The organism is Psychrobacillus sp. INOP01 (assembly GCF_018140925.1).
In the GTDB taxonomy this organism is placed as follows: Bacteria; Bacillota; Bacilli; order Bacillales_A; family Planococcaceae; genus Psychrobacillus.
Genome location: NZ_CP073315.1, coordinates 863,818 through 886,141, shown reverse-complemented (window position 1 = coordinate 886,141; position 22,324 = coordinate 863,818). Strand labels below are relative to the sequence as shown.

20 protein-coding genes and 1 riboswitch are annotated in these 22,324 nt (G+C 37.2%); of the genes, 19 read left to right on the top strand and 1 reads right to left on the bottom strand.

The features are described 5' to 3' along the window. Window positions 1–121 precede the first annotated feature (121 nt). From KD050_RS04525 to KD050_RS04445, 17 genes are all read left to right on the top strand, one after another. Window positions 122–2,461 (top strand): 3-hydroxyacyl-CoA dehydrogenase/enoyl-CoA hydratase family protein, encoded by a 2,340-nt coding sequence (locus KD050_RS04525; RefSeq protein WP_235753970.1) that lies wholly within the window; start codon window positions 122–124, stop codon window positions 2,459–2,461. Window positions 2,462–2,490: 29 nt separating this feature from the next. Continuing rightward, window positions 2,491–3,666 carry an acetyl-CoA C-acetyltransferase gene (locus KD050_RS04520; protein WP_211895044.1) on the top strand — a complete coding sequence of 392 codons (1,176 nt, stop codon included), beginning with the start codon at window positions 2,491–2,493 and terminating at the stop codon, window positions 3,664–3,666. Between the two features lie 25 nt (window positions 3,667–3,691). Continuing rightward, complete coding sequence (locus KD050_RS04515; protein WP_211895043.1) at window positions 3,692–5,473, top strand: acyl-CoA dehydrogenase family protein; 1,782 nt, start codon at window positions 3,692–3,694, stop codon at window positions 5,471–5,473. Between the two features lie 1,124 nt (window positions 5,474–6,597). Then, window positions 6,598–6,960, top strand: coding sequence for an arsenate reductase family protein (locus tag KD050_RS04510; protein WP_211895042.1), 363 nt, complete (start codon window positions 6,598–6,600; stop codon window positions 6,958–6,960). Window positions 6,961–7,034: 74 nt separating this feature from the next. Then, a complete protein-coding gene (gcvH, locus tag KD050_RS04505) occupies window positions 7,035–7,415 on the top strand; it encodes a glycine cleavage system protein GcvH (RefSeq protein WP_211895041.1) in 381 nt (126 codons plus the stop codon). A 74-nt stretch (window positions 7,416–7,489) separates the two neighbouring features. Beyond that, window positions 7,490–7,840, top strand: coding sequence for a toprim domain-containing protein (locus KD050_RS04500; protein ID WP_211895040.1), 351 nt, complete (start codon window positions 7,490–7,492; stop codon window positions 7,838–7,840). Window positions 7,841–7,851: 11 nt separating this feature from the next. After that, a complete protein-coding gene (locus KD050_RS04495; protein WP_211895039.1) occupies window positions 7,852–8,172 on the top strand; it encodes a thioredoxin family protein in 321 nt (106 codons plus the stop codon). A 34-nt stretch (window positions 8,173–8,206) separates the two neighbouring features. Next, window positions 8,207–8,311: riboswitch (SAM riboswitch) on the top strand. Window positions 8,312–8,401: 90 nt separating this feature from the next. Next, on the top strand, window positions 8,402–9,427 hold the full coding sequence (locus KD050_RS04490; protein WP_211895038.1) for a methionine ABC transporter ATP-binding protein: 1,026 nt from the start codon (window positions 8,402–8,404) through the stop codon (window positions 9,425–9,427). Then, window positions 9,420–10,088, top strand: coding sequence for a methionine ABC transporter permease (locus KD050_RS04485; protein ID WP_211895037.1), 669 nt, complete (start codon window positions 9,420–9,422; stop codon window positions 10,086–10,088). Before KD050_RS04490 ends, KD050_RS04485 begins: the two co-directional genes overlap by 8 nt. Window positions 10,089–10,150: 62 nt before the next feature. Further along, complete coding sequence (locus tag KD050_RS04480) at window positions 10,151–10,957, top strand: MetQ/NlpA family ABC transporter substrate-binding protein (RefSeq protein WP_211895036.1); 807 nt, start codon at window positions 10,151–10,153, stop codon at window positions 10,955–10,957. A 196-nt stretch (window positions 10,958–11,153) separates the two neighbouring features. Continuing rightward, window positions 11,154–12,311, top strand: a complete 1,158-nt coding sequence (locus KD050_RS04475) for a dicarboxylate/amino acid:cation symporter (RefSeq protein ID WP_211895035.1) — start codon at window positions 11,154–11,156, stop codon at window positions 12,309–12,311. A 556-nt stretch (window positions 12,312–12,867) separates the two neighbouring features. Continuing rightward, a complete protein-coding gene (gene sufC / locus KD050_RS04470; protein WP_211895034.1) occupies window positions 12,868–13,647 on the top strand; it encodes a Fe-S cluster assembly ATPase SufC in 780 nt (259 codons plus the stop codon). A gap of 18 nt (window positions 13,648–13,665) precedes the next feature. Next, window positions 13,666–14,973 (top strand): Fe-S cluster assembly protein SufD, encoded by a 1,308-nt coding sequence (gene sufD, locus KD050_RS04465; RefSeq protein ID WP_211895033.1) that lies wholly within the window; start codon window positions 13,666–13,668, stop codon window positions 14,971–14,973. Then, window positions 14,973–16,205: a cysteine desulfurase gene (locus KD050_RS04460; protein ID WP_211895032.1), complete on the top strand. Its 1,233-nt coding sequence runs from the start codon at window positions 14,973–14,975 to the stop codon at window positions 16,203–16,205. The genes sufD and KD050_RS04460 overlap by 1 nt, the downstream gene beginning before the upstream one ends. Then, window positions 16,195–16,629 (top strand): Fe-S cluster assembly sulfur transfer protein SufU, encoded by a 435-nt coding sequence (gene sufU / locus KD050_RS04455; protein WP_211895031.1) that lies wholly within the window; start codon window positions 16,195–16,197, stop codon window positions 16,627–16,629. The genes KD050_RS04460 and sufU overlap by 11 nt, the downstream gene beginning before the upstream one ends. Before the next feature lie 21 nt (window positions 16,630–16,650). After that, window positions 16,651–18,048, top strand: a complete 1,398-nt coding sequence (gene sufB / locus KD050_RS04450; protein ID WP_090567075.1) for a Fe-S cluster assembly protein SufB — start codon at window positions 16,651–16,653, stop codon at window positions 18,046–18,048. 444 nt (window positions 18,049–18,492) lie between these two features. Next, a complete protein-coding gene (locus tag KD050_RS04445) occupies window positions 18,493–19,257 on the top strand; it encodes a DUF3891 family protein (RefSeq protein WP_211895030.1) in 765 nt (254 codons plus the stop codon). A 59-nt stretch (window positions 19,258–19,316) separates the two neighbouring features. On the opposite strand, the gene KD050_RS04440 is transcribed toward KD050_RS04445, so the two are convergent. Continuing rightward, window positions 19,317–20,396, bottom strand: a complete 1,080-nt coding sequence (locus KD050_RS04440; protein WP_211895029.1) for an FAD-dependent monooxygenase — start codon at window positions 20,394–20,396, stop codon at window positions 19,317–19,319. Between the two features lie 197 nt (window positions 20,397–20,593). Here KD050_RS04440 and KD050_RS04435 point away from each other — a divergent pair, with 197 nt between their 5' ends. Both KD050_RS04435 and KD050_RS04430 read left to right on the top strand, forming a co-directional pair. Beyond that, window positions 20,594–21,445 (top strand): DUF72 domain-containing protein, encoded by an 852-nt coding sequence (locus tag KD050_RS04435; protein ID WP_211895028.1) that lies wholly within the window; start codon window positions 20,594–20,596, stop codon window positions 21,443–21,445. Further along, entirely contained in the window at window positions 21,446–22,264 is an 819-nt protein-coding gene (locus tag KD050_RS04430; RefSeq protein WP_211895027.1) for a sulfite exporter TauE/SafE family protein, read from the top strand. The last annotated feature ends 60 nt before the right edge of the window (window positions 22,265–22,324 follow it).

The window sequence follows — 22,324 nt, the reverse complement described above, 5'->3', positions numbered from 1 at the left end:
ACATAGAGGTTGCTTCTATTTTTTTTGCAATTAAAATGAATGAGTATTCATTCAAGATAAAGGGGAGGCAGTGCACGTGACGTATCAAATTAAAAAGGCAGCTGTTTTGGGTTCTGGAGTAATGGGTTCAGGAATTGCTGCTCACTTAGCGAATATTGGTATTCCAACATTATTATTAGATATCGTACCTAAAGAAGTTAGTAAAGATGAGGAAGCAAAGGGGTTAACAATAGAACATCCAGCAGTTAGAAGTAAATTTGCGGGGACAGCTATTCAAAAATTGTTGAAGCAAAAACCAGCGCCACTTACTGCTAAGAAAAACCTGCAGCTAATAACTGCTGGAAACTTAGAGGACGATCTTGAAAAACTGAAGGACGTAGACTGGATTATCGAAGTAGTAGTTGAAAACTTAGAAGTTAAAAAAAGCTTATATGAAAAAATAGATTCAGTCCGTAAGGCAGGAACAATCATTAGCTCTAATACATCTGGAATTAGTATTAATGCAATGGTGGAAGGACGTTCGGAGGACTTTGGAAAGCATTTCTTAGGAACGCATTTTTTCAATCCTCCACGTTATTTGAAGCTATTAGAAGTAATCCCAGCTAAAACCACGGATACAGAAGTTGTAGAATTCATGAAGCAATTTGGGGAAGATGTGTTAGGAAAAGGTGTGGTACTTGCAAAAGATACTCCAAATTTCATAGCAAACCGCATCGGGACATACGGATTGCTTGTAACATTACGTGAAATGCAAGCAAGAGGGTATTCGGTTGGAGAGGTAGATTCTGTTACTGGACCACTAATCGGTCGTCCCAAGTCAGCGACATTCCGTACATTGGACGTAGTTGGTTTGGATACATTCGCACATGTTGCAAAAAACGTATTTGACCAAACAACTGGTGAGGAACAAAAAGTATTTGAAATACCTGCATTTTTGCAAAAAATGCTGGAAAGCAAATGGCTTGGAGCTAAAACAGGGCAAGGGTTCTTCTTAAAAGAAGGAAAAGAAATTAAAGAATTAAATCCTGAAACCCTTGAATATGAAACAATGAAAAAATTGAAAACGCCTTCAATGGAAATGGCTAAGCAACAAAAAGGCCTTACTGCAAAAGTGAAAACATTAACTTATGCAAAAGATAGAACTGGTGAATTACTTTGGAGCATTTTAAGTCCAACATTAATCTATTCTGCAAAGCTTCATGGGGAAATTGCGGATGATATTGTTGCTATTGACCAAGGGATGAAGTGGGGCTTCGGCTGGCAACAAGGTCCATTTGAAATATGGGATGCAATCGGAGTGAAGGAATCAGTTGAAAAGATGGCGGCTGAAGGTCTTGAAATTCCAAAGTTTGTCCAATCATTGCTTGATAAAGGGTTCCAATCTTTCTATAAAGAAGAAAATGGAGATCAATACTACTTCAATGGAACTGATTATTCACTAGTTTCTGTAAGTGAAAAGGTAATTGACCTAAAAAGATATAAGAAAAAACATGGTGTGATTAAATCTAATTCTGGTTCAAGTTTAATCGATTTGGGTGATGGAGTTGCATTGCTTGAATTCCATTCGAAATCTAACTCAATTGGGCTAGATATCCTTCAAATGATTAGCTTTGCTGTTGATGAAGTAGAAAAGAACTTCAAGGGACTTGTTATAGGTAACCAAGGTAAAAACTTCAGTGTGGGAGCAAACCTTGGAATGATTTTAATGGAAGCACAGGACGATAATATTTTTGAATTAGATTTTGTTGTTCGTCAATTCCAAAATGCAATGATGAAAATTAAGTACTCGTCAAAACCTGTAGTAGTTGCTCCATTTGGTATGACATTAGGTGGAGGGGCAGAAACATGCTTACCGGCTGCTCATATCCAAGCGTCTTCTGAAACATATATGGGCTTAGTAGAGGCTGGAGTCGGTCTTATCCCAGGTGGTGGAGGTAACAAAGAGCTTTATATTAAGCACTTAAAAGGACTTCCAAACGGAGTAGAGATTGATTATCTCACTGTTGCAGGAAAAGTATTTGAAACGATTGCAATGGCAAAAGTTTCAACATCAGGTGAAGAAGCTCGTGAAAACAACTTCTTGAATTTTGCAGATGGTATTAGCGTGAACCCAGATCATTTAATTTACGATGCGAAGCAAGTTGTTTTAGCTCTTGCAGAAGCGGGATACAAAGCACCGATTCGTGAAAAAGTTCCTGTTTCAGGGTCACCAGGATACGCTGCACTTATTTTAGGTGCTGAAGGAATGCTCCTTTCAGGATTTATCAGTGAGCATGATCTCAAAATCGCGAAAAAGCTTGCTTATGTTATTGCAGGTGGAGAAGTTCCATACGGTACATTAGTGGATGAGCAATATTTACTTAACCTAGAGCGAGAAGCTTTCTTAAGTTTAGTTGCAGATCCAAAATCTCAAGCAAGAATGCAACACATGCTAGTGAAGGGTAAACCATTACGCAACTAATGTTGCATAAAGGTAAAGGAGGAGAGCTCATGCGTGAAGCAGTAATAGTAGCTGGGGCAAGAACACCAGTGGGTAAAGCAAAAAAAGGTTCTTTAGCGACAGTTCGTCCAGATGATTTTGGAGCGCTAGTAGTTAAAGAAACATTACTAAGAGCGGGCGGTTATGATGGCCCGATAGATGATTTTATATTAGGTTGTGCGATGCCAGAAGCAGAACAGGGCATGAACGTTGCTCGTAATATTGGTGCATTAGCGGGACTGCCGGATACAACACCAGCAATTACAGTAAACCGTTTCTGTTCATCTGGTTTACAGTCAATTGCATATGGTGCAGAGCGTATTATGTTAGGTCACGCCGAAGTGATTATCGCTGGTGGAGTGGAGTCTATGAGTATGGTGCCGATGATGGGAAATACGATTCGTCCGAATGCGCATCTTGCACAAACAGCTCCACAATACTACATGGGAATGGGTCACACAGCTGAACAAGTAGCAACTAAGTATGGTATTAGTCGTGAAGATCAGGATGCATTTGCAGTAAGATCACATGAACTAGCGGCAGCAGCGATTGCAGCAGGAAAGTTCAATGATGACATTGTACCAGTTGAAGTTATTAAGCATTTTGTAGATGAAAATAATAAAGCCCAGCAGAAAAAATTCATGTTCGAAATGGATGAAGGCGTACGTGTAGGAACTTCATTAGAAACTCTTGCTAAATTACGCCCTGCATTCAATGTTCGCGGATCTGTTACTGCAGGTAATGCTTCACAAACTTCAGATGGAGCAGGTGCGGTTCTAATCATGGACCGCGAAGTTGCAGAAGCACAAGGGTTAAAGCCGCTTGCGAAATTCCGTTCTTTTGCAGTTGGTGGAGTACCTCCTGAAGTAATGGGAATAGGACCGATTGTAGCTGTACCAAAAGCATTAAAGCTTGCTGGTTTATCTATCGAGGATATCGATCTTTGGGAAATCAATGAAGCATTCGCTTCTCAATCTATTCAAGTTGTTCGTCACTTAGGTCTAGATATAGATAAAGTGAATGTAAACGGTGGGGCAATTGCTCTAGGTCATCCACTAGGTGCAACAGGAACTATTCTATCTTTGAAATTGATGAGTGAGCTTAGACGTCAAGGGAAACAATTCGGAGTTGTAACGATGTGTATCGGAGGCGGAATGGGAGCTGCTGGAGTGTTCGAATTACTTTAAAATTAAAAAATAGGGGGAAATATACATGAATGAATTAAAAGATGCAATTAAAGGCGGAGCGTTTTTAGTAGAAGACTTAGATGCAAGTCGCGTATTTACACCAGAGGATTTTAATGATGAACAAAAGATGATAGCGAAAACGACAGAGGAGTATGTAAAAAATTCTGTGCTACCAGTTGTAGAAAACTTGGAGCATCACGAATTTGAACACTCTGTACGTTTATTAAAAGAAGCAGGAGATCTTGGTTTGCTTGCAGCTGACATTCCAGAAGAATATGGCGGAATTGGCTTAGATAAAATTTCATCTGCACTTATTGCAGAAAAAATGTCTGTAGCCGGTGGATTCTCTATTACCCACGGTGCACATGTTGGAATTGGTACATTACCAATCGTTCTATTTGGTAATGAAGAACAAAAACAAAAATACCTACCTAATTCAGCTTCAGGAGAAAAAATATTTGCTTATGCATTAACAGAGCCAGGTTCAGGATCAGATGCATTAGGAGCAAAAACTACTGCGAAGTTAAACGCAGAAGGTACACATTATGTCTTAAATGGTGAAAAACAATGGATTACAAATGCAGGATTTGCTGATGTATTCGTAGTTTACGCTAAAGTAGATGGAGACAAATTCTCTGCATTTATTGTAGAAAAAACATTCCCAGGAGTATCTGTTGGAGCAGAAGAGAAGAAAATGGGTATTAAATCTTCTTCTACTCGTACACTAATCCTTGAGGACGCTCAAGTGCCTGCAGAAAACCTGCTTGGAGAAATTGGCCGCGGCCATGTTATCGCATTTAATATTTTAAACATTGGGCGTTATAAATTAGGCGTAGGTACAATTGGTGGATCTAAACGTGCGTTAGAATTAGCGATTTCTTATACAAACCAACGCCAACAATTTAAAACACCGATTTCTTCTTTTAATTTAACAAAAAACAAACTAGCTACTATGGCTTCTAAATTGTATGCAACTGAAAGCTTAATCTACCGTACTGTTGGATATTTTGAAGAACGTATGAGTCAATTAAGTGCAGAAGAGCAAAAAGACGGAAAAGCAATTGCTGCTTCAATCGCTGAATATGCAATTGAATGTTCTATTAACAAAGTTGTAGGTTCTGAGGTTTTAGACTACATCGTTGACGAAGCAGTTCAATTACATGGTGGATATGGATTCATGCAAGAATATGAAGTAGAACGTATTTACCGTGACTCTCGTATTAACCGTATTTTCGAAGGAACAAATGAAATCAACCGCTTAATCGTTCCAGGAACATTCCTGAAAAAAGCGATGAAAGGTGAATTACCACTTCTTCAAAAAGCACAAGGTTTACAAGAAGAATTATTAATGATGATGCCAGAAGAGGTTGGTACGGAAGCACTTGCACAAGAAAAAGTATTAGTAGCTAATGCGAAGAAAATTGGCATTCTAGTTGCCGGACTTGCTGCACAACGTTTTGGTACAAAACTAGAGGCAGAACAAGAAGTACTAGTAAACATCGCTAATATTGCTAATAACCTATTTGCAATGGAATCAGCAGTTCTACGTACAGAAAAAGCAATCGGACGTGATGGAGAAGAAAAAGCAGCGCAAAAACTTCTTTATACTCAAATCTTCACACAAGAAGCATTTATTGAAATTGAACAAGCAGCAAAAGAAACAATTATTGCATCTGTAGATGGAGATAATCAACGTATGATGATCTCAGCACTACGTAAATTGACTCGCTACACACCATACAATGTGATCGAGAAAAAACGTGAAGCATCGGTTAAATTAATCGAAGCAGAAAAATACGTTCTTTAATCAAATACATGAAAAAGCCGATTCTTAATGGATCGGTTTTTTCTATTATAGGTATATGAATTATCATGCTGCGAACAAAGTCTTAATAGTATTTTGAAGAATAAACCATAGCTGCCGATTTCCGTTTCAGGCGGACGCTTTCCGCGGGGTGAGCGATGAGATATCACCGTCGCTAACGCGTCGTTGTGATATCTCATCTGTCTCCCTAATCCCGCCGGAGTCGCCACCTTTCACTTCAATCAATCTTATGTGTAGTACTCAACATAAGATATAGCATAGCCTATCGCTTAGATGATCATAGTAGTCAAAGTTGATATAGTGATAAAATCGTCTGTTGAATTAGGGATACCATTCTGTAATGAGGGATGAAGAAAGTAGATTTTCTTTTATCCTAGTGGAAATAAAGAGGAATAGTAAGTGTTTACAAAATAGAAGTGGAATAGCGAACGAAATTGTATCTTCGAGAGCTTCCTCTATGAATAGGAAAGAATATATTCTTTCGTTATCCAAAAACGCACTTACCTGTTTCTAAGAGATGCAGAAGGGCGAAGGTGAAGCAAACGCCATAAGATTGCCGAAAAAAAAGATGCTGGTTGGTTGTGACTTCAGTCATAACCAACCAGCATCCCTAAAAAAATCACTCGGTAATCATATAGCAAAATGTCTCTCCAAAGCCCTTCGAAAACGTTAGAAATAGGTTTTGACCTTAAAGGATCGTGCATGTCTTCTAGTTTTTTTTACTTTTAATCGCCTATAGAATACGACTATGTATTAATGAGAAGGTAGGGTGCCCCAGGATTTGTATGATTGGGTGTTTCTACCATTAATAACAGGACGATTACGTGATATCACATTATTTTTAAAAATAGTCGATTTTGCTGATTGGAGCGGAAGGCGGCGACTCCAGCGGGAACAGCACGAGCTGAAAGCCCCGCAGGAACGCAGTGACGAGGAGATTGAAGCCGTGCCCGCGGAAAGCGTCCGAGAGGAAAAAACGTTGTTCGGATTTCTCTATTTCATATTTTTTTCAAATTTAATTCACATTGTATAAACATTTCATTGTTCAAAATGATTGCTCATCGTTTACACTATTATGTATGATAAAAGAAAAAAGGTGAGATCATATGACTATTCAATATTACGGATATCCTAAATGTACAACTTGTAGAAAAGCGAGTAAATGGTTAAAGGACAATGATTTAGAATACATAGACAACCATATAGCTGAAAATCCTCCATCAAAAGATTTACTTCAAAAAATGCTCGAAGTCAGTGGATTGGAACTAAAAAAATTCTTTAATACTTCTGGTATTAAATATAGAGAGCTTGGTTTGAAAGACAAACTTGATACTATGTCAGAAGACGAACAATTATCCTTACTTTCTTCTGATGGGATGCTTATTAAACGACCAGTTGTTTTTGATGGAAAAAAATTAACGCTAGGCTTCAAGGAACAACAGTTTGAGGATGTGTGGAAGACTTCTTAAAGTCACTTGTTTTTACTATAAAAATATGTGAATATTATAGATGAATGTATGAAAAATGGAGAGGGGATTATTATATGAACGCACCTAAAGATTTAAAATACTCAGCAGAACATGAATGGGTAAAGACTGAAGGCGGAAATGTCCGTATCGGTATTACTGAATTTGCACAATCTGAACTTGGAGATATCGTGTTTGTCGAGCTTCCACAAGTCGGAGATGAGATCAAAGCAGGAGATCCTTTCGGTAGTGTAGAGTCTGTAAAAACCGTATCTGAATTGTACGCACCGATCAGTGGTAAAGTCTTAGAGGTCAATACAGAACTAGAAGATAGCCCTGAATATGTAAACGAGTCCCCTTATGAAAATGCATGGATGATTGTTATCGAACCAGCTGATTTAACGGAAGTGGATGGTTTACTTTCTCCAGAAAAATACGAAGAATTAATTTCAGAATAATTATGCAAACGCCGATTATTATCGGCGTTTTTTTCATATAATATTGGAAAGGGCATAGTTAGGAGAGAAGCTGAATGGCTATTGTCTTTAGTGAAAAATTAATTCTCGTTGAGGGAAGATCAGATAAACTAAAGCTTTTAAAACTTCTTGATGAATCAACAGAAATTATTTGTACAAACGGAACGATATCGAATGTAAAGCTAGAAGAAATTTTAAGTCCTTATGATGGTATTCCTATATATGCATTTTTAGATGCAGATAAATCGGGCGAGCAAATTCGGTCAGTTGTGAGGAAGGAATATCCAGAGGCGATTCATCTTTACACCAACCCCATGTATTGCGAAGTAGCGACTACACCGTTCAAAGTTTTGGCTTCCATTTTAAAAAGTGTTAATATAAAAGTGAAGAAAGAATATTTACTTTAGGATGATGTAATGTGAAAGAATGGACACTGGAACAGTGGAATAGCCATAAGAATAGTGGTCAGCTTGCGATATTTTATATTTATACACCTTTATGTGGAACATGCCAAGTTGCTAGTAAAATGATGCAAGTTGTACAAGAGATGAAGCCTTTTTCGATTGGGCAAGCAAATATTAATTATTTAGAGAACTTTGCAATGGATTATCATATTGAAAGTGTGCCATGTCTGTTAATAGCTAAAGGTGGCACTGTATATAAAAAAATATATGCCTTTCAATCTGTTCCATTTATATTAGACGCTATAAAAAGTATTGACGAACAAGTAGTCGTGTGATAATATACGATATACCAAGAATTAAATAGTGTCACTCTTATTAAGAGAGGTGGAGGGAAGTGCCCTTTGAAGCCCGGCAACCGTCATGTAAATGAAATGGTGCCAAATCACGCAAAGCAAATGCTTTGGGAAATGAGAGAATGGATGAATGTTATTAAAATGGATAACTTAAAACCCTTCTGCTCTTTTGCAGGAGGGTTTTTTTAGATAGAAAGGTGGCAAGGTTCCCATGATTAGTTTAAATAATGTTTCGAAAAAGTTTAGCACGAAACAAGGTACGATCGTTGCAGTTGAAGAGGTGAATCTTGACATAAAGAAAGGTGAAATCTTTGGCATCATCGGTTACAGTGGCGCAGGTAAAAGTACACTTATTCGCTTATTAAATGGATTAGAAAAACCAACCTCTGGACAAATTATCGTGAATGATCAAGATATCACAAAGATAAATGATGTGAAGCTTCGACAAGTAAGACAAAAGGTAAGTATGATTTTCCAGCATTTTAATCTGTTATGGTCAAGAACGGTTGAAGAGAATATTGCATTCCCATTAGAAATAGCTGGAGTTCCGCAAGCACAACGTTCTCAAAGAGTAAAAGAACTTATTGATTTAGTTGGTCTGGAAGGACGAGGACATTATTATCCATCTCAACTATCAGGCGGTCAAAAGCAACGTGTCGGAATTGCACGCGCATTAGCCAATCGACCAGAAGTACTTCTTTGTGATGAAGCAACCTCTGCGTTAGATCCAGAAACTACGGACTCAATTTTAGACTTATTAGTTAGTATCAATGAAAAATTAGGTCTGACAATTGTATTGATTACTCACGAGATGCAGGTCATTCAAAAGATATGCGGTCGAGTTGCAGTAATGGAAAAAGGTCATGTTGTTGAAGAAGGAAAAGTGCTAGACGTATTTCAAAATCCACAACAACCTATTACGAAGCGTTTTGTTTCGCAAGTCAGTGATTCAAATAAAGCCTTACAAACAATACAGCATTTAAAAGAACTATATCCAAATGGCAAACTGATCAAGCTAGTATTTGTTGGGGAGCAAACAGAGCAACCAATATTGTCTAGGCTTATCAAGCAATTTGATTTAGAAGTGAATATTGTTCAAGGGAATATTTCGCACACCCAAAATGGTGCATTCGGTACACTAATCCTTCAATTAGAAGGAGATGCATTACTAGTGGATGAGGCCATTCGCTATATACATGAACAAAAAGTAAATACAGAGGTGATCAACAATGATTAATGATTTATTTCCTAATGTTGATTGGCCAAAAATGTGGGAAGCAACACTTGAAACTCTTTATATGACTGCGGTATCCACTATTTTGACAGCAATTATTGGACTAGTTCTCGGTCTTCTACTTTTCTTAACTAGTCCTCATCAGGCGTGGGCGAACAAATTAGCTAACTGGTTAACTGGGGCTTTCGTTAATATATTCCGTTCTATTCCGTTTATTATTTTGATCATTTTATTAATACCATTAACGAAGTTTTTGGTCGGTACAATGCGTGGCCCTAACGCGGCATTTCCAGCTTTAGTAATTGGAGCTGCTCCATTTTACGCACGTATGGTATTGATAGCTCTTCGAGAAATTGATAAAGGTGTGCTAGAAGCAGCAAAATCGATGGGAGCTAAAACTACTACTATTATATGGAAGGTTTTATTGCCAGAATCTATGCCTGCTTTAGTATCTGGAATTACAGTCACAGCCATTTCACTTGTAGGTTATACTGCGATGGCAGGTATCATTGGAGCGGGTGGACTAGGGACTTTAGCCTTCTTGGATGGATTCCAAAGAGGTAGAACAGACGTAACACTTGTTGCCACGATACTAATATTAATAATGGTATTTATCATTCAGTGGATAGGTGATGTAATTACTACAAAAATAGATAAACGATAATAGGTGTTAACGAGAGAACTCGATCACATAGAAATCAAAGGATAAAAAGGGAGAGATTTTGAATGAAGAAGTTATTAGCTGGAGCTTTATTGTCAGTAAGTGCATTAACACTTGCAGCATGTGGAGAAGAAGAAGGTAGTCAGCTTGTAGTTGGTGCATCTAACGTACCTCATGCAGTAATATTAGAAGAAGTTAAACCTATTCTTGAAGAACAAGGAATTGAACTTGTTGTAGAATCATATCAAGATTATGTATTACCAAACAAAGATTTAGATTCAGGTGATTTGGACGCTAACTTTTTCCAACATATTCCTTACTTTGAAGCACAAAAAGCTGATTTTGGGTATGACTTCGCTAACGCAGGCGAAATTCATATCGAGCCAATCGGTTTATACTCTAAAAAATATGGTTCTATTGAAGAGCTTCCAGAAGGTGCGACTATCTTAATGAGTAACTCCGTTGCAGATCACGGACGTATCCTTGCTATGTTAGAAGCTAAAGGTCTTATTAAATTAGCAGAAGATGTAGACAAAACAAAAGCAGAAGTTAAAGACATCGTTGAAAATCCTAAAAACCTTGAATTTGACGCTAACTATGAATCAGCGCTAATGGTTCAGTTATATGAAAATGAAGAAGGTGATGCAGTATTGATCAACTCCAACTATGCAATAGACGCTGGCATTAACCCATTAGAAGACTCTATCGCAATTGAAGAATCTGATGAATCTCCATATGTAAATATCATCGCTGTAAACTCTGGTGATGAAGATAGTAAAGAGATTAAAGCCTTAGTAGAAGCATTAAAATCTGAAGAAATCCAAGACTTCATCCTAAGCGAGTGGGGCGGATCTGTAGTACCAGTAAAATAATATTATTTGAGAAAGCAGGCATCCTGGGATGTCTGTTTTTTTTGTTGTGGGATTGGCTAGCCCATAAACAGTTTAAACCACCATTTGTTAATAGAATATTATGTATATTGCTGTACCTATTCACTTTAATAAGTGAGTGTGCTAAAGTGTATAAATGTTATTAATAACACAATTGTACGTATGAGGAGGACATTTTGTGAAGAGGTTTGGGTTATTGCCGCGAATAGTGGTAGCTATTGTGGCTGGTGTTTTATTGGGATTAGTAGTCCCTAAAATAGTGGTTGAGATTATGGCTACTTTTAATAGTATTTTTAGTGCGTTTTTAGGATTTATTGTTCCTTTTATTATTATTGGATTTATCGTTCCGGGTATAGCTAAGCTAGGTAAGGGTTCAGGGAGATTACTCGGAATTTCTACTGGTGTTGCTTATTTATCTACTTTAGTTGCTGGTTTTATCGCATTTTTTATAGCTTCAAATTTACTACCAAAGCTTATCGGTGGTAAGGAGAGTGTAGAGTTAGAAAATCCAGAGGAATTTTTAATCGGGGGCTTATTTGAAATGCCGATACCTCCGATGATGGATATAATGACAGCATTAGTTTTCTCATTCATTATGGGAATTGGGATTTCTAGACTGAAGGGAAACACGCTACAAAATGCATTTGAAGAGTTTAGTGAGATTATAGAGAAGGTAATTTCTAATATTATTATTCCATTATTACCTATACATATTTTTGGGATTTTTATGAATATGGCGTACGGTGGACAGGTCGCAAAGGTATTATCTGTTTTTGGTGTTGTATTTATCATGATTATTGCGTTGCATCTTGTAATGCTTCTATTACAATATACAGCAGCTGGTACGGTAACAGGGAAAAATCCGTTGAAGCTATTAAAAACAATGTCCCCAGCTTACTTTACAGCTTTAGGTACACAGTCCTCGGCAGCGACTATTCCTGTTACGCTAAAACAGGCACAAAAGACTGGTGCTTCCGATAAAGTTACAAACTTTACGATTCCCTTATTCGCAACAATTCACTTATCAGGGAGTACGATTACACTTGTCTCTTGTTCAATCGGGGTATTGCTAATAAACGGACAAGATATTATGTTATCTACATTCATACCGTTTATATTTATGCTTGGTGTAACGATGATTGCCGCTCCTGGGGTTCCTGGTGGAGCGGTTATGGCAGCGCTTGGATTATTGGAAACAATGCTTGGATTTAACGGGGCAATGATAGGATTGATGATTGCTCTTTACATTGCACAGGACAGTTTTGGAACGGCGACAAATGTTACTGGAGACGGAGCACTTGCGATCATCGTAGACAAATTTTCTAAAACAAAGTAAGTTTTTTTAAAAATAAATGTTTAGCTCTCTAATAAGTGGGTATATAAGTGATGAACCTAAAAAAAGAGAGGAATGATTCATTATCAGTTCGGATGATTTACCTTATACAGAACAGATGGACCACGCATTTAGAGGAGTACATGGTTTTGGATATGATGAATTGAGACAAAGTCAGGAATTACGATTACAGGTCGAAAATAAGCGACAGGAAGATCATGAAAAATGTATGCAACTAGCTGCGAAAATTGATGCCCAGGCATTTAGGGGATAATATACTAGAATCCATGGAGATATTCTCCGTGGATTCTTTTGTTTTCACTAGCTTGATAGTGAAATCGATTCTCATTTAGATTATTCTTATTGAAAATAAAGAAAGAATACTATTTACCTAATAGTTTAGTGAAAAGTCAAGAGAAAACAGGAAATCTGTATATTCTACAATATTAAATAGAATATGCTCCAAAAGATTTGCAAGGTACCTTAGTTTGAGTTAAGATTAGAATGATAATAAATTAGAATGATTATACATTCGTATTTACTTAATGGAGGTTATTAAATGTCGACTTTAGTTATTAAAGATTTACACGTTGAAATAGACGGTAAAGAGATTTTAAAAGGTGTTAATTTAACGATTAATACGAACGAAATTCACGCTGTAATGGGTCCTAATGGTACAGGTAAATCTACTTTAGCTTCTGCTATTATGGGTCATCCAAAATATGAAGTTACATCTGGTTCAATTGAATTGGACGGAGAAGATGTTTTAGCAATGGAAGTAGACGAACGTGCACAAGCTGGTCTTTTCCTAGCAATGCAGTATCCAAGTGAAATCACTGGAGTTACAAATGCAGATTTCCTTCGCTCAGCGATCAATGCACGCCGTGAGGAAGGCGATGAAATCTCATTAATGAAATTCATCCGTGAGCTTGATAGCAAAATGGAATTTTTAGAAATGGATTTAGACATGGCACAACGTTATTTAAATGAAGGATTCTCAGGCGGAGAGAAAAAACGTAATGAAATTCTTCAATTAATGATGTTACAACCAAAATTCGCTATTTTAGATGAAATTGACTCTGGTCTTGATATCGATGCATTAAAAGTTGTTTCTAAAGGGATCAACCAAATGCGTGGAGAAGGATTCGGAAGCTTAGTAATCACTCACTACCAACGACTTCTTAACTATATCACTCCTGATCATGTGCATGTAATGATGCAAGGACGCGTAGTTAAATCTGGCGGACCTGAGCTTGCTCAAAGACTAGAAGCAGAAGGCTATGAATGGGTTAAAGAAGAGCTAGGAATTGAAGACGAAACAGTTGGACAAGAAGCATAAGAAAGGGGACGAATCAGCATGACGGTTGAAACAAAATTGGCATTAACCGAGCAAGAAATTCGCTCCTTTTCAGAAGGTAAACAAGAACCAAGCTGGATGACAGAACTTCGTCTAAAAGCATTTGGTGAACTTGAATCACTTCCGATGCCAACACCAGACAAAACAAAAATTACTAATTGGAATTTCACAGAGTTTCCAGTTCATACTGTGGATAGCAGTAAATTTGCATCTTTAGATGAATTACCTGAAGAAGTTAAAGCAGTTGTAAATGCTGATGAGCAAAAAAATATATACATTCAACATAATAATACACCTGCTTTTCTTTCATTATCAGAAGAGCTAAAAGCAAAAGGTGTTATTTTAACAGATATATACACTGCAGTTCGCGAGCATGCAGATATTTTTAAACAATACTTTATGACAGACGGTGTCAAAGTAACAGAACATAAACTAACTGCACTTCATGCTGCATTATTAAATGGTGGTGTATTCGTATACGTACCTAAAAATGTGGTAATTGAAGAACCAATTCAAGTTATCTATTTACATGATGATAAAAAAGCTTCCCTTTTCAATCATACTTTATTAGTAGCGGATGAAAATAGTTCTGTAACATATGTTGAAAACTACTTATCTACTGTTGATCATGCAGAAGGGCTAGCTAATATCGTGACGGAAGTTATTGCTAAAGACAATTCAAAAGTTACATTTGGAACTGTTGATGTTCTAGCAGAAGGATTTACAACATACGTTAATCGTCGTGGTGTAACAAGTCGTGATGCAGTTCTAGAGTGGGCACTTGGTATGATGAATGATAGTGATACTATTTCTGAAAACACAACACATTTAGTTGGTGATAATTCAGAGGGTCATGTGAAAATGGTTGTTGTAGGTCGCGGTAAACAAAAACAAAACTTTACAACAAAAGTAATCCATTGGGGCAAACATACAGAAGGTCAAATTCTTAAGCACGGCGTTATGAAGGATGAAGCATCATCTATTTTCAATGGTATTGGTAAAATTGAATACGGTGCTACTAAATCTAATGCAGAGCAAGAATCTCGTGTTTTGATGCTAAGCGAAAAAGCCCGTGGAGATGCAAATCCTATTCTTTTAATCGATGAAGATGATGTAACAGCAGGTCACGCAGCATCAGTTGGCCGAGTAGATCCACTTCAGTTGTACTATTTAATGAGCCGTGGTATTTCTCAACACGAAGCAGAGCGTCTAGTAATTCATGGATTCCTTGCTCCTGTAGTAAATGAATTACCTATTGAAGGCGTGAAGAAACAGCTGACGGAGGTTATTGAAAGGAAAGTTCGCTAATGCTCAATACTAAAGAGATTCGAAGCTATTTTCCAATTTTAGATCAAGAGATCAATGGGCATCCATTAGTCTATTTAGATAATGGTGCTACTTCTCAAAAACCAATTCAAGTGATTGAAGCTATTAAAAATTATTATGAATTTGAAAACTCTAATGTGCATCGTGGAGTTCATACGCTTGGTAACCGAGCAACGGACAGTTACGAAGGAGCACGTGAAAAGGTTCGCAAATTCATTAATGCTAAGTCTACTAAAGAAGTTATATTTACTCGTGGTACAACGACTGCTATCAATACGGTGGCACAGAGCTACGGCCTGGCAAACCTAAAAGAAGGCGATGAAATTGTTATTACGCATATGGAGCACCATTCCAACATTATTCCTTGGCAGCAATTAGCGAAGAGAACTGGTGCCGTATTAAAATATATTGATTTAGAAGCGGATGGTACACTTTCTTTAGAGAAGGTTAGAGAAACAATTACTAACCAAACTAAAATTGTGTCAATCGTTTATGTATCTAACGTTTTAGGAACAATGAATCCTATAAAAGAAATTACACAAATTGCACATGAGCATGGAGCAGTAATGGTGGTTGATGGTGCACAGGCTGCACCACATCTAAAAATAGATGTTCAAGCGCTTGACTGTGATTTCCTTGCATTCTCTGGTCACAAAATGTGTGGACCTACTGGTATAGGGGTACTATACGGGAAAGAAGCATTATTGGATAAAATGGAACCAATCGAATTTGGTGGGGAAATGATTGACTTCGTAGGGTTGTATGATTCTACGTGGAAAGAGCTACCTTGGAAATTCGAAGGAGGAACTCCAATAATTGCTGGTGCCATTGGTCTTGGAGCTGCAATTGATTTCTTAGAAGAAATTGGCTTAGATGAAATTGAAAAGCATGAACATGAGTTAGCTGCTTACGCAATGGAAAAAATGTCTACGATTGATGGATTATCGATTTATGGACCTATTGATCCTGCGAAACGTGCAGGAATTGTTACATTCAATTTAGATGATGTACATCCACATGATGTTGCAACAGTTTTAGATATGAGTGGAATTGCAGTTCGTGCAGGACATCATTGTGCTCAACCATTGATGAAATGGTTGCAATGTGTGGCAACTGCTCGTGCCAGCTTCTATATATACAATTCAGAAGAGGATTTAGATCGTCTAGTTACTGGATTGCTTTCAGCAAAGGAGTATTTTAACGATGTCTTCTAATTTAGATCAACTTTATCGTCGTGTCATTATGGATCATTATAAAAATCCTCGTAACAAAGGTAGTATTGAGGATGGCGCTTTGACAATTGATATGAATAACCCTACTTGTGGAGACCGCATTCATTTAACACTTCAAGTGGAAAATGGTAAGATACAAAATGCAAAATTTGATGGAGAAGGATGCTCTATTTCTATGGCATCTGCATCCATGATGACACAAGCAGTTAAAGGAAAGTCTGTAGAAGAAGCTTTACAACTTTCTAGTACTTTTTCAGAAATGATGCTTGGGAAAGATTACGATGATTCTATTGAGCTTGAAGATATAGAAGCATTAAGTGGTGTTTCTCAGTTTCCAGCGCGCATCAAGTGTGCAACTTTAGCTTGGAAAGCAATGGAAAAAGGCGTTTCAGAAGAAAAAGAATAACACACGAACGGAGGAAATACGATGGCAAAAAAAATGCCTGAAATTGGTGATTACAAATATGGTTTCCACGATAAAGACGTATCCATTTTCCGTTCTAAACGTGGATTAACGAAAGAAATCGTAGAAGAAATATCACGAATGAAATCAGAACCACAATGGATGTTAGATTATCGTTTAAAAGCATTAGAAATTTTTTACTCAAAACCAATGCCACAATGGGGCGGAGATTTAGGGTCATTAAATTTCGATGAGATTACTTATTACGTGAAGCCTTCTGAGCAAACAGAAACTTCATGGGATGAAGTACCAGATGAAATCAAAGCTACATTTGATAAATTAGGTATCCCAGAAGCAGAGCAAAAATATCTTGCAGGTGTTTCTGCACAGTATGAATCAGAGGTTGTATACCATAACATGAAGCAAGAGCTTCAAGATTTAGGGATTGTATTTAAGGATACTGATTCCGCTCTTCGTGAAAATGAAGATATTTTCAAAAAACACTGGGGTACAGTAATACCATCATCAGACAATAAGTTTTCTGCACTAAACTCAGCAGTATGGTCAGGTGGATCATTTATCTATGTACCACCTGGTGTTAAAGTGGAAACTCCACTACAAGCATACTTCCGTATTAACTCTGAAAACATGGGTCAATTCGAACGTACGCTAATTATTGTAGACGAAGGCGCTTCTGTACATTATGTTGAAGGATGTACTGCTCCTGTTTACACAACAAACTCACTTCATAGTGCAGTTGTTGAAATTATCATTAAAAAAGATGCTTATTGCCGTTATACAACAATCCAAAACTGGGCAAATAACGTTTATAACTTAGTTACAAAACGTGCAGTTTGTGATGCGAATGCAACGATGGAATGGATTGACGGAAATATCGGATCAAAATTAACGATGAAATATCCAGCTGTTATCTTAAAAGGTGAAGGCGCTCGTGGTATGACGCTTTCTATCGCAATTGCTGGTAAAGGCCAACACCAAGATGCTGGTGCGAAAATGATGCATTTAGCTCCAAATACTTCTTCTACTATTGTTTCTAAATCTATTTCGAAACAAGGTGGTAAAGTAACATATCGTGGTATCGTTCATTTTGGACGTAAAGCTACAGGTGCCCGTGCAAATATCGAATGTGATACATTGATCATGGATAATCAGTCTACTTCTGATACAATTCCTTACAACGAAATCTTGAATGATAATATTTCTTTAGAGCATGAAGCGAAAGTTTCAAAAGTATCTGAAGAACAATTATTCTACTTGATGAGTCGTGGTCTAAGTGAAGAAGAAGCAACAGAAATGATCGTAATGGGCTTCATCGAACCATTTACTAAAGAACTTCCAATGGAATATGCCGTAGAAATGAACCGTCTTATCAAGTTCGAGATGGAAGGCTCTATAGGTTAATCCAATTATATAAATGCAGCAAGGTGTACAATTCGCCTTGCTGCATTTTTTTATATGTGGATTATCATGCTACGAATCGAGTGTTCATAGCATTTTAAAGAATTAAACATTACCGCTGATTTTCGCTTCAGGCAGACGCTTTCCGCGTCGGTTGTGATGTCTCACCTGTCTCGCTCATCCCGCTGAAGTCGCCACCTTTCACTACAATCAATTAAGTAAGTTATACCGAAGAATAAGATTTAGCTCAGCCTCAAAAAAATCAGTCGGTAATAATATAACAACAATTCTGTCCAAAGCTCTTTAAAAACGATTGAAACTGATTTTTATCTTATATGGCGCTTGCACTTTTACACAATCCTTACTAAATAATGTTAGTTTGATTAAGTTCATTAAGTGGTATTCATAATTTAACTAGTGTAGTTTTGAAAAGAGAGGATATTGAAAATGATTGTATTTGAACGAGATAAAAGCTATATAATGTTTACGCAGGATGATCACGCGCAAATTTCAAAGCAAATAGCAGAGTGTTGTAAGGATGATTTTTATTATGATTCTAAACATATCGAAGAAGTAATACTAGCGATTCAAGAGCATGATCGTGGTTGGATAGATCCGGATAAGTCTCCGCTTTGGAATGATAAATCGGAGGAGCCATTCTCTTTTATTGATTATCCTACTGACCTCAAAATTTCTTTTTATGAAAAAGGATTGGATGAGGTGGAAGAAATGAGTAAGTATGCTTGTTTATTGTGTAGTTTACATTATTCCTCCTTCGTGCAGGATGCTGAAGAACCCGCAGTTCAAGAATTTTGGGATATAGAAAAGCAAAGACAGGAGCGACTTTATAAGGAATTAGGAATTGTCGGTAATGAGGAAAAGAAAGAGACATTAATGTATCATTTAGATCTGTTGAAATTCTCGGATTTCCTATCTCTATTTATATGTTTACACGAACCTGGAGATAATAAGAAGAAGCATCCTTTTTTCAAAAATGGATTTCCACAATTGTTTCTATTTGCAACGGACGAGCCAATTATAGCCGGTTGGGAAAACGAAGAACTTGTTTCCCTATCATTCTCCCCCTTGAAGAGCGAACTAGTTGTAAAAATGCCTTATAAGGAAGTTATGAAGGACCAGATTGAGAAGGATGGCCTATTACAGGCGTTCAAAAATACTCCGGTTACTATTAGAAAAGTTACGTTCAAATGAAACCATTGAAAAAACCAGTCAAAACATTTTGACTGGTTTTGCTGTATTTTATAAAGTTTTTAAACCATTACAACAAATTGAGAAGCAAAAGATTGTTCCTTTTCAATTTGGATGGCTTGAATCTTAGCCACTTCTTTTTTTCTTGCCGTGGCACAATCAGCTAAATTGAGCTGATCAATTGTATTAATATCAATTAAGTTAGCAAGAAAATCGGCATCTTTTAATGCACTATTCAATCCAAATGCTCCAGTAGGTGTCATCGTATGAACTGCATCTCCGATTAATGCGACTCCTTTTTTGCCCCAATTTTCACTAGTGCTACTATACACATCTAATAGAACGAAATCCTTCCACGATTGAATGTTTTCGCGCACTGTTTGTTCAAGTTCCGGAAACGCAAAAATAAGCTGGTCGATAAATGTTGTAAAAGGCTGCTTTCTAAGTGAGGGAAATGAACCTTCTTCAATATTCCAACCAATTTGAATATAACCTTTTGCTTGAGTAAATAGAGAAATTTGTTTATCACCAATTAAGGCCATTTTAATAGAAGGTTCCCATTTTTCTGGTGTTGGAATTCTTGCCCAAAGCAAATCATAACCATGTCTACGGGTAGTTACATCTAGATTCGCTTTTTTACGAACGGTCGAATTACGGCCATCTGCACCAATAACAAGTTCACTTTCAATAAGCACCTTTTCATCATTCTGTGAAGCTAAGACACCGGTATAAGTACCATCTTCATCCTGTAGTAGTTCCTCTACCTTCGTACTCAACATAAGTTGGAACGTAGGGTATTGCTCAGCTGCTGCTAATAATACATGTAACAAATGCGCTTGGGGAACATGAATGCCAAGATGCCCGACAGTTGAATCTGGTAAAATTGTTTTAAACAGCTCACCATCCTGCCAATACTCAAGTTTCTCCATTCGCAAAAGACCGAGCTTTTCCACTTCGTCAAATAAATTATATTTTTTTAAAATCGCTTCGCCTTCTTCATTTAAATGCTCTCCACGAAACGTTTTACCAATTTGATTTGTTCGCTCTATTAACACAACAGAAACATTCTTCCTAGCCAATAAATAAGCAAGAAGTGCGCCCCCTGGACCAGCACCTACGATACAAACATCTACTTTAACCATATTTATTTCCTCCCTTTGCTTCAAATAAGCGTAAAGGCTATTCGTAACGACACATATATATTTTAGCGAAATAAAAAATTATTATCCATCTTTTCATATTCTAAAGATTAAATAAGTTATTTGGCAGCAAAAGTCATTAATATCACTGAAGCAATCTCAGTGATATGATATTATTGTATTAATAGCGAGGTGATGAAATGATTCAAATCGGCCTAACCGGTTGGGGAGATCATCCGGACTTGTACATGTCCTCCGCAAAGGAAAGATTACAGGATTACAGTGCACACTTTCCCGTTGTGGAATTAGACGCAGCATTTTACGCGATTCAACCAATAAAAAATAGCTTAAAGTGGATCAAAAGTACACCAGATAATTTTCAATTTGTCGTGAAGTGTTATCAAGGGATAACTGGTCATTTACGTGGTGAATTACCTTTTGATTCGCTCGAGGAAATGTTTGAATTATATAGACAGTCGATTATGCCATTTAAAGAAGCGGGGAAGCTTTCAATGATACTTGCGCAATTTCCACCTTGGTTCCAATGCAATAAGGAAAGCGTGCAATATATACGTAAAGTTAGGGAGGAGTTAAAGGATTTTGAAGTGGTTATTGAGTTTCGTCACCAATCCTGGTATGCTCCTGAATACAAAGACTCCACACTTCAATTTTTGAAGGAAAATTATTTTCATCATAGTGTTTGTGATGAACCACAGGCTGGTGAAGGCAGTATTCCATTAGTTCCGATCGCCACTACAAATAAGGTGCTAGTTCGGTTGCATGGTAGAAATACATATGGATGGGTTAATCCTGGCAATAACGTGAAGTGGAGAGAAGTAAGGTACCTATATGATTATAATAAAGAAGAACTTTCTACTATAAAAAGCGTTTGCGAGCATTTGGAGAAACAAGCAAATGAAGTTGTAGTCTTATTTAATAATAACTCTGGTGGGCATGCAGCAAGCAATGCAAAAACGTTTCAGAACATGCTAGGATTAAATTTTGAAGGACTTGCTCCAAAACAATTAGATTTATTTGAAGGAGATTTTTAGATGGTATGGATTATACTGGCAATTGGCGGGCTTTTCTCTGGGATAGTAGGAGCCTTGGTTGGTCTTGGCGGAGGCGTTATTTTAGTGCCGGCTACGCTGTTTTTTGGAGCTTCTCTTGGCCTAATACCAAACATTACACCTCAAAGTGTTGTTGGGCTATCTGTTATTATGATGATATTCACAGGGCTGTCCTCTACACTATCCTATATGAAGACTAAAACGGTAGACTTTAAAAGTGGGTTTATTTTTTTTATCGGTAGTATTCCTGGAACAGTACTTGGAGCATTTGTAAACAAAGGATTGGATTTGCCTTCTTTTAACTTATATTTTGGTATTTTACTTGTTATCTTATCCACTTTATTGTTAGTTAGAGATCGCTTAAAACCAGTTCAGTGGTTTGTGGAAAACGGGAAAAAGAAAACCTTTAATGATGGCAATAAAACATATGTATACGGATATCCAATTTGGTTTGCATTATTATTAACTTTTGGTGTTGGATTTGCATCCGGTCTATTTGGTATTGGCGGGGGGTCTATCATCGTACCTGCGATGATTTTATTATTCCTCTTCCCACCACATGTAGCAGTTGGTACGTCTATGTTTATGGTGTTTTTATCATCAATGGTGAACTCTGTTACGCATATATCATTGGGCAATGTACCTTGGTTGTATACAATTCCAGTAATTCCTGCTGCTTATATTGGAGCAAAAATAGGTGCAAAGTTAAACAAAAAGTTGAATTCCGATACACTTGTGTTGGCTTTACGCATTGTACTTCTATTATTAGGTGTACGTTCCATTATAGACGGACTATTTTAAGTACATTCAGCTAATGATCTTTGCCATTAGTTTGCGTAGGAGCAGATGTTTTCTGCGACG

What these genes read in the sequence shown, in the direction of transcription:
- KD050_RS04525 (WP_235753970.1), top strand. Translation starts at nt 122, where the DNA reads ATGGGTTCAGGAATTGCTGCTCACTTAGCGAATATTGGTATTCCAACA.
- KD050_RS04520 (WP_211895044.1), top strand. Translation starts at nt 2,491, where the DNA reads ATGCGTGAAGCAGTAATAGTAGCTGGGGCAAGAACACCAGTGGGTAAA.
- KD050_RS04515 (WP_211895043.1), top strand. Translation starts at nt 3,692, where the DNA reads ATGAATGAATTAAAAGATGCAATTAAAGGCGGAGCGTTTTTAGTAGAA.
- KD050_RS04510 (WP_211895042.1), top strand. Translation starts at nt 6,598, where the DNA reads ATGACTATTCAATATTACGGATATCCTAAATGTACAACTTGTAGAAAA.
- gcvH (WP_211895041.1), top strand. Translation starts at nt 7,035, where the DNA reads ATGAACGCACCTAAAGATTTAAAATACTCAGCAGAACATGAATGGGTA.
- KD050_RS04500 (WP_211895040.1), top strand. Translation starts at nt 7,490, where the DNA reads ATGGCTATTGTCTTTAGTGAAAAATTAATTCTCGTTGAGGGAAGATCA.
- KD050_RS04490 (WP_211895038.1), top strand. Translation starts at nt 8,402, where the DNA reads ATGATTAGTTTAAATAATGTTTCGAAAAAGTTTAGCACGAAACAAGGT.
- KD050_RS04485 (WP_211895037.1), top strand. Translation starts at nt 9,420, where the DNA reads ATGATTAATGATTTATTTCCTAATGTTGATTGGCCAAAAATGTGGGAA.
- KD050_RS04480 (WP_211895036.1), top strand. Translation starts at nt 10,151, where the DNA reads ATGAAGAAGTTATTAGCTGGAGCTTTATTGTCAGTAAGTGCATTAACA.
- sufC (WP_211895034.1), top strand. Translation starts at nt 12,868, where the DNA reads ATGTCGACTTTAGTTATTAAAGATTTACACGTTGAAATAGACGGTAAA.
- sufD (WP_211895033.1), top strand. Translation starts at nt 13,666, where the DNA reads ATGACGGTTGAAACAAAATTGGCATTAACCGAGCAAGAAATTCGCTCC.
- KD050_RS04460 (WP_211895032.1), top strand. Translation starts at nt 14,973, where the DNA reads ATGCTCAATACTAAAGAGATTCGAAGCTATTTTCCAATTTTAGATCAA.
- sufU (WP_211895031.1), top strand. Translation starts at nt 16,195, where the DNA reads ATGTCTTCTAATTTAGATCAACTTTATCGTCGTGTCATTATGGATCAT.
- sufB (WP_090567075.1), top strand. Translation starts at nt 16,651, where the DNA reads ATGGCAAAAAAAATGCCTGAAATTGGTGATTACAAATATGGTTTCCAC.
- KD050_RS04445 (WP_211895030.1), top strand. Translation starts at nt 18,493, where the DNA reads ATGATTGTATTTGAACGAGATAAAAGCTATATAATGTTTACGCAGGAT.
- KD050_RS04440 (WP_211895029.1), bottom strand. Translation starts at nt 20,396, where the DNA reads ATGGTTAAAGTAGATGTTTGTATCGTAGGTGCTGGTCCAGGGGGCGCA.
- KD050_RS04435 (WP_211895028.1), top strand. Translation starts at nt 20,594, where the DNA reads ATGATTCAAATCGGCCTAACCGGTTGGGGAGATCATCCGGACTTGTAC.
- KD050_RS04430 (WP_211895027.1), top strand. Translation starts at nt 21,446, where the DNA reads ATGGTATGGATTATACTGGCAATTGGCGGGCTTTTCTCTGGGATAGTA.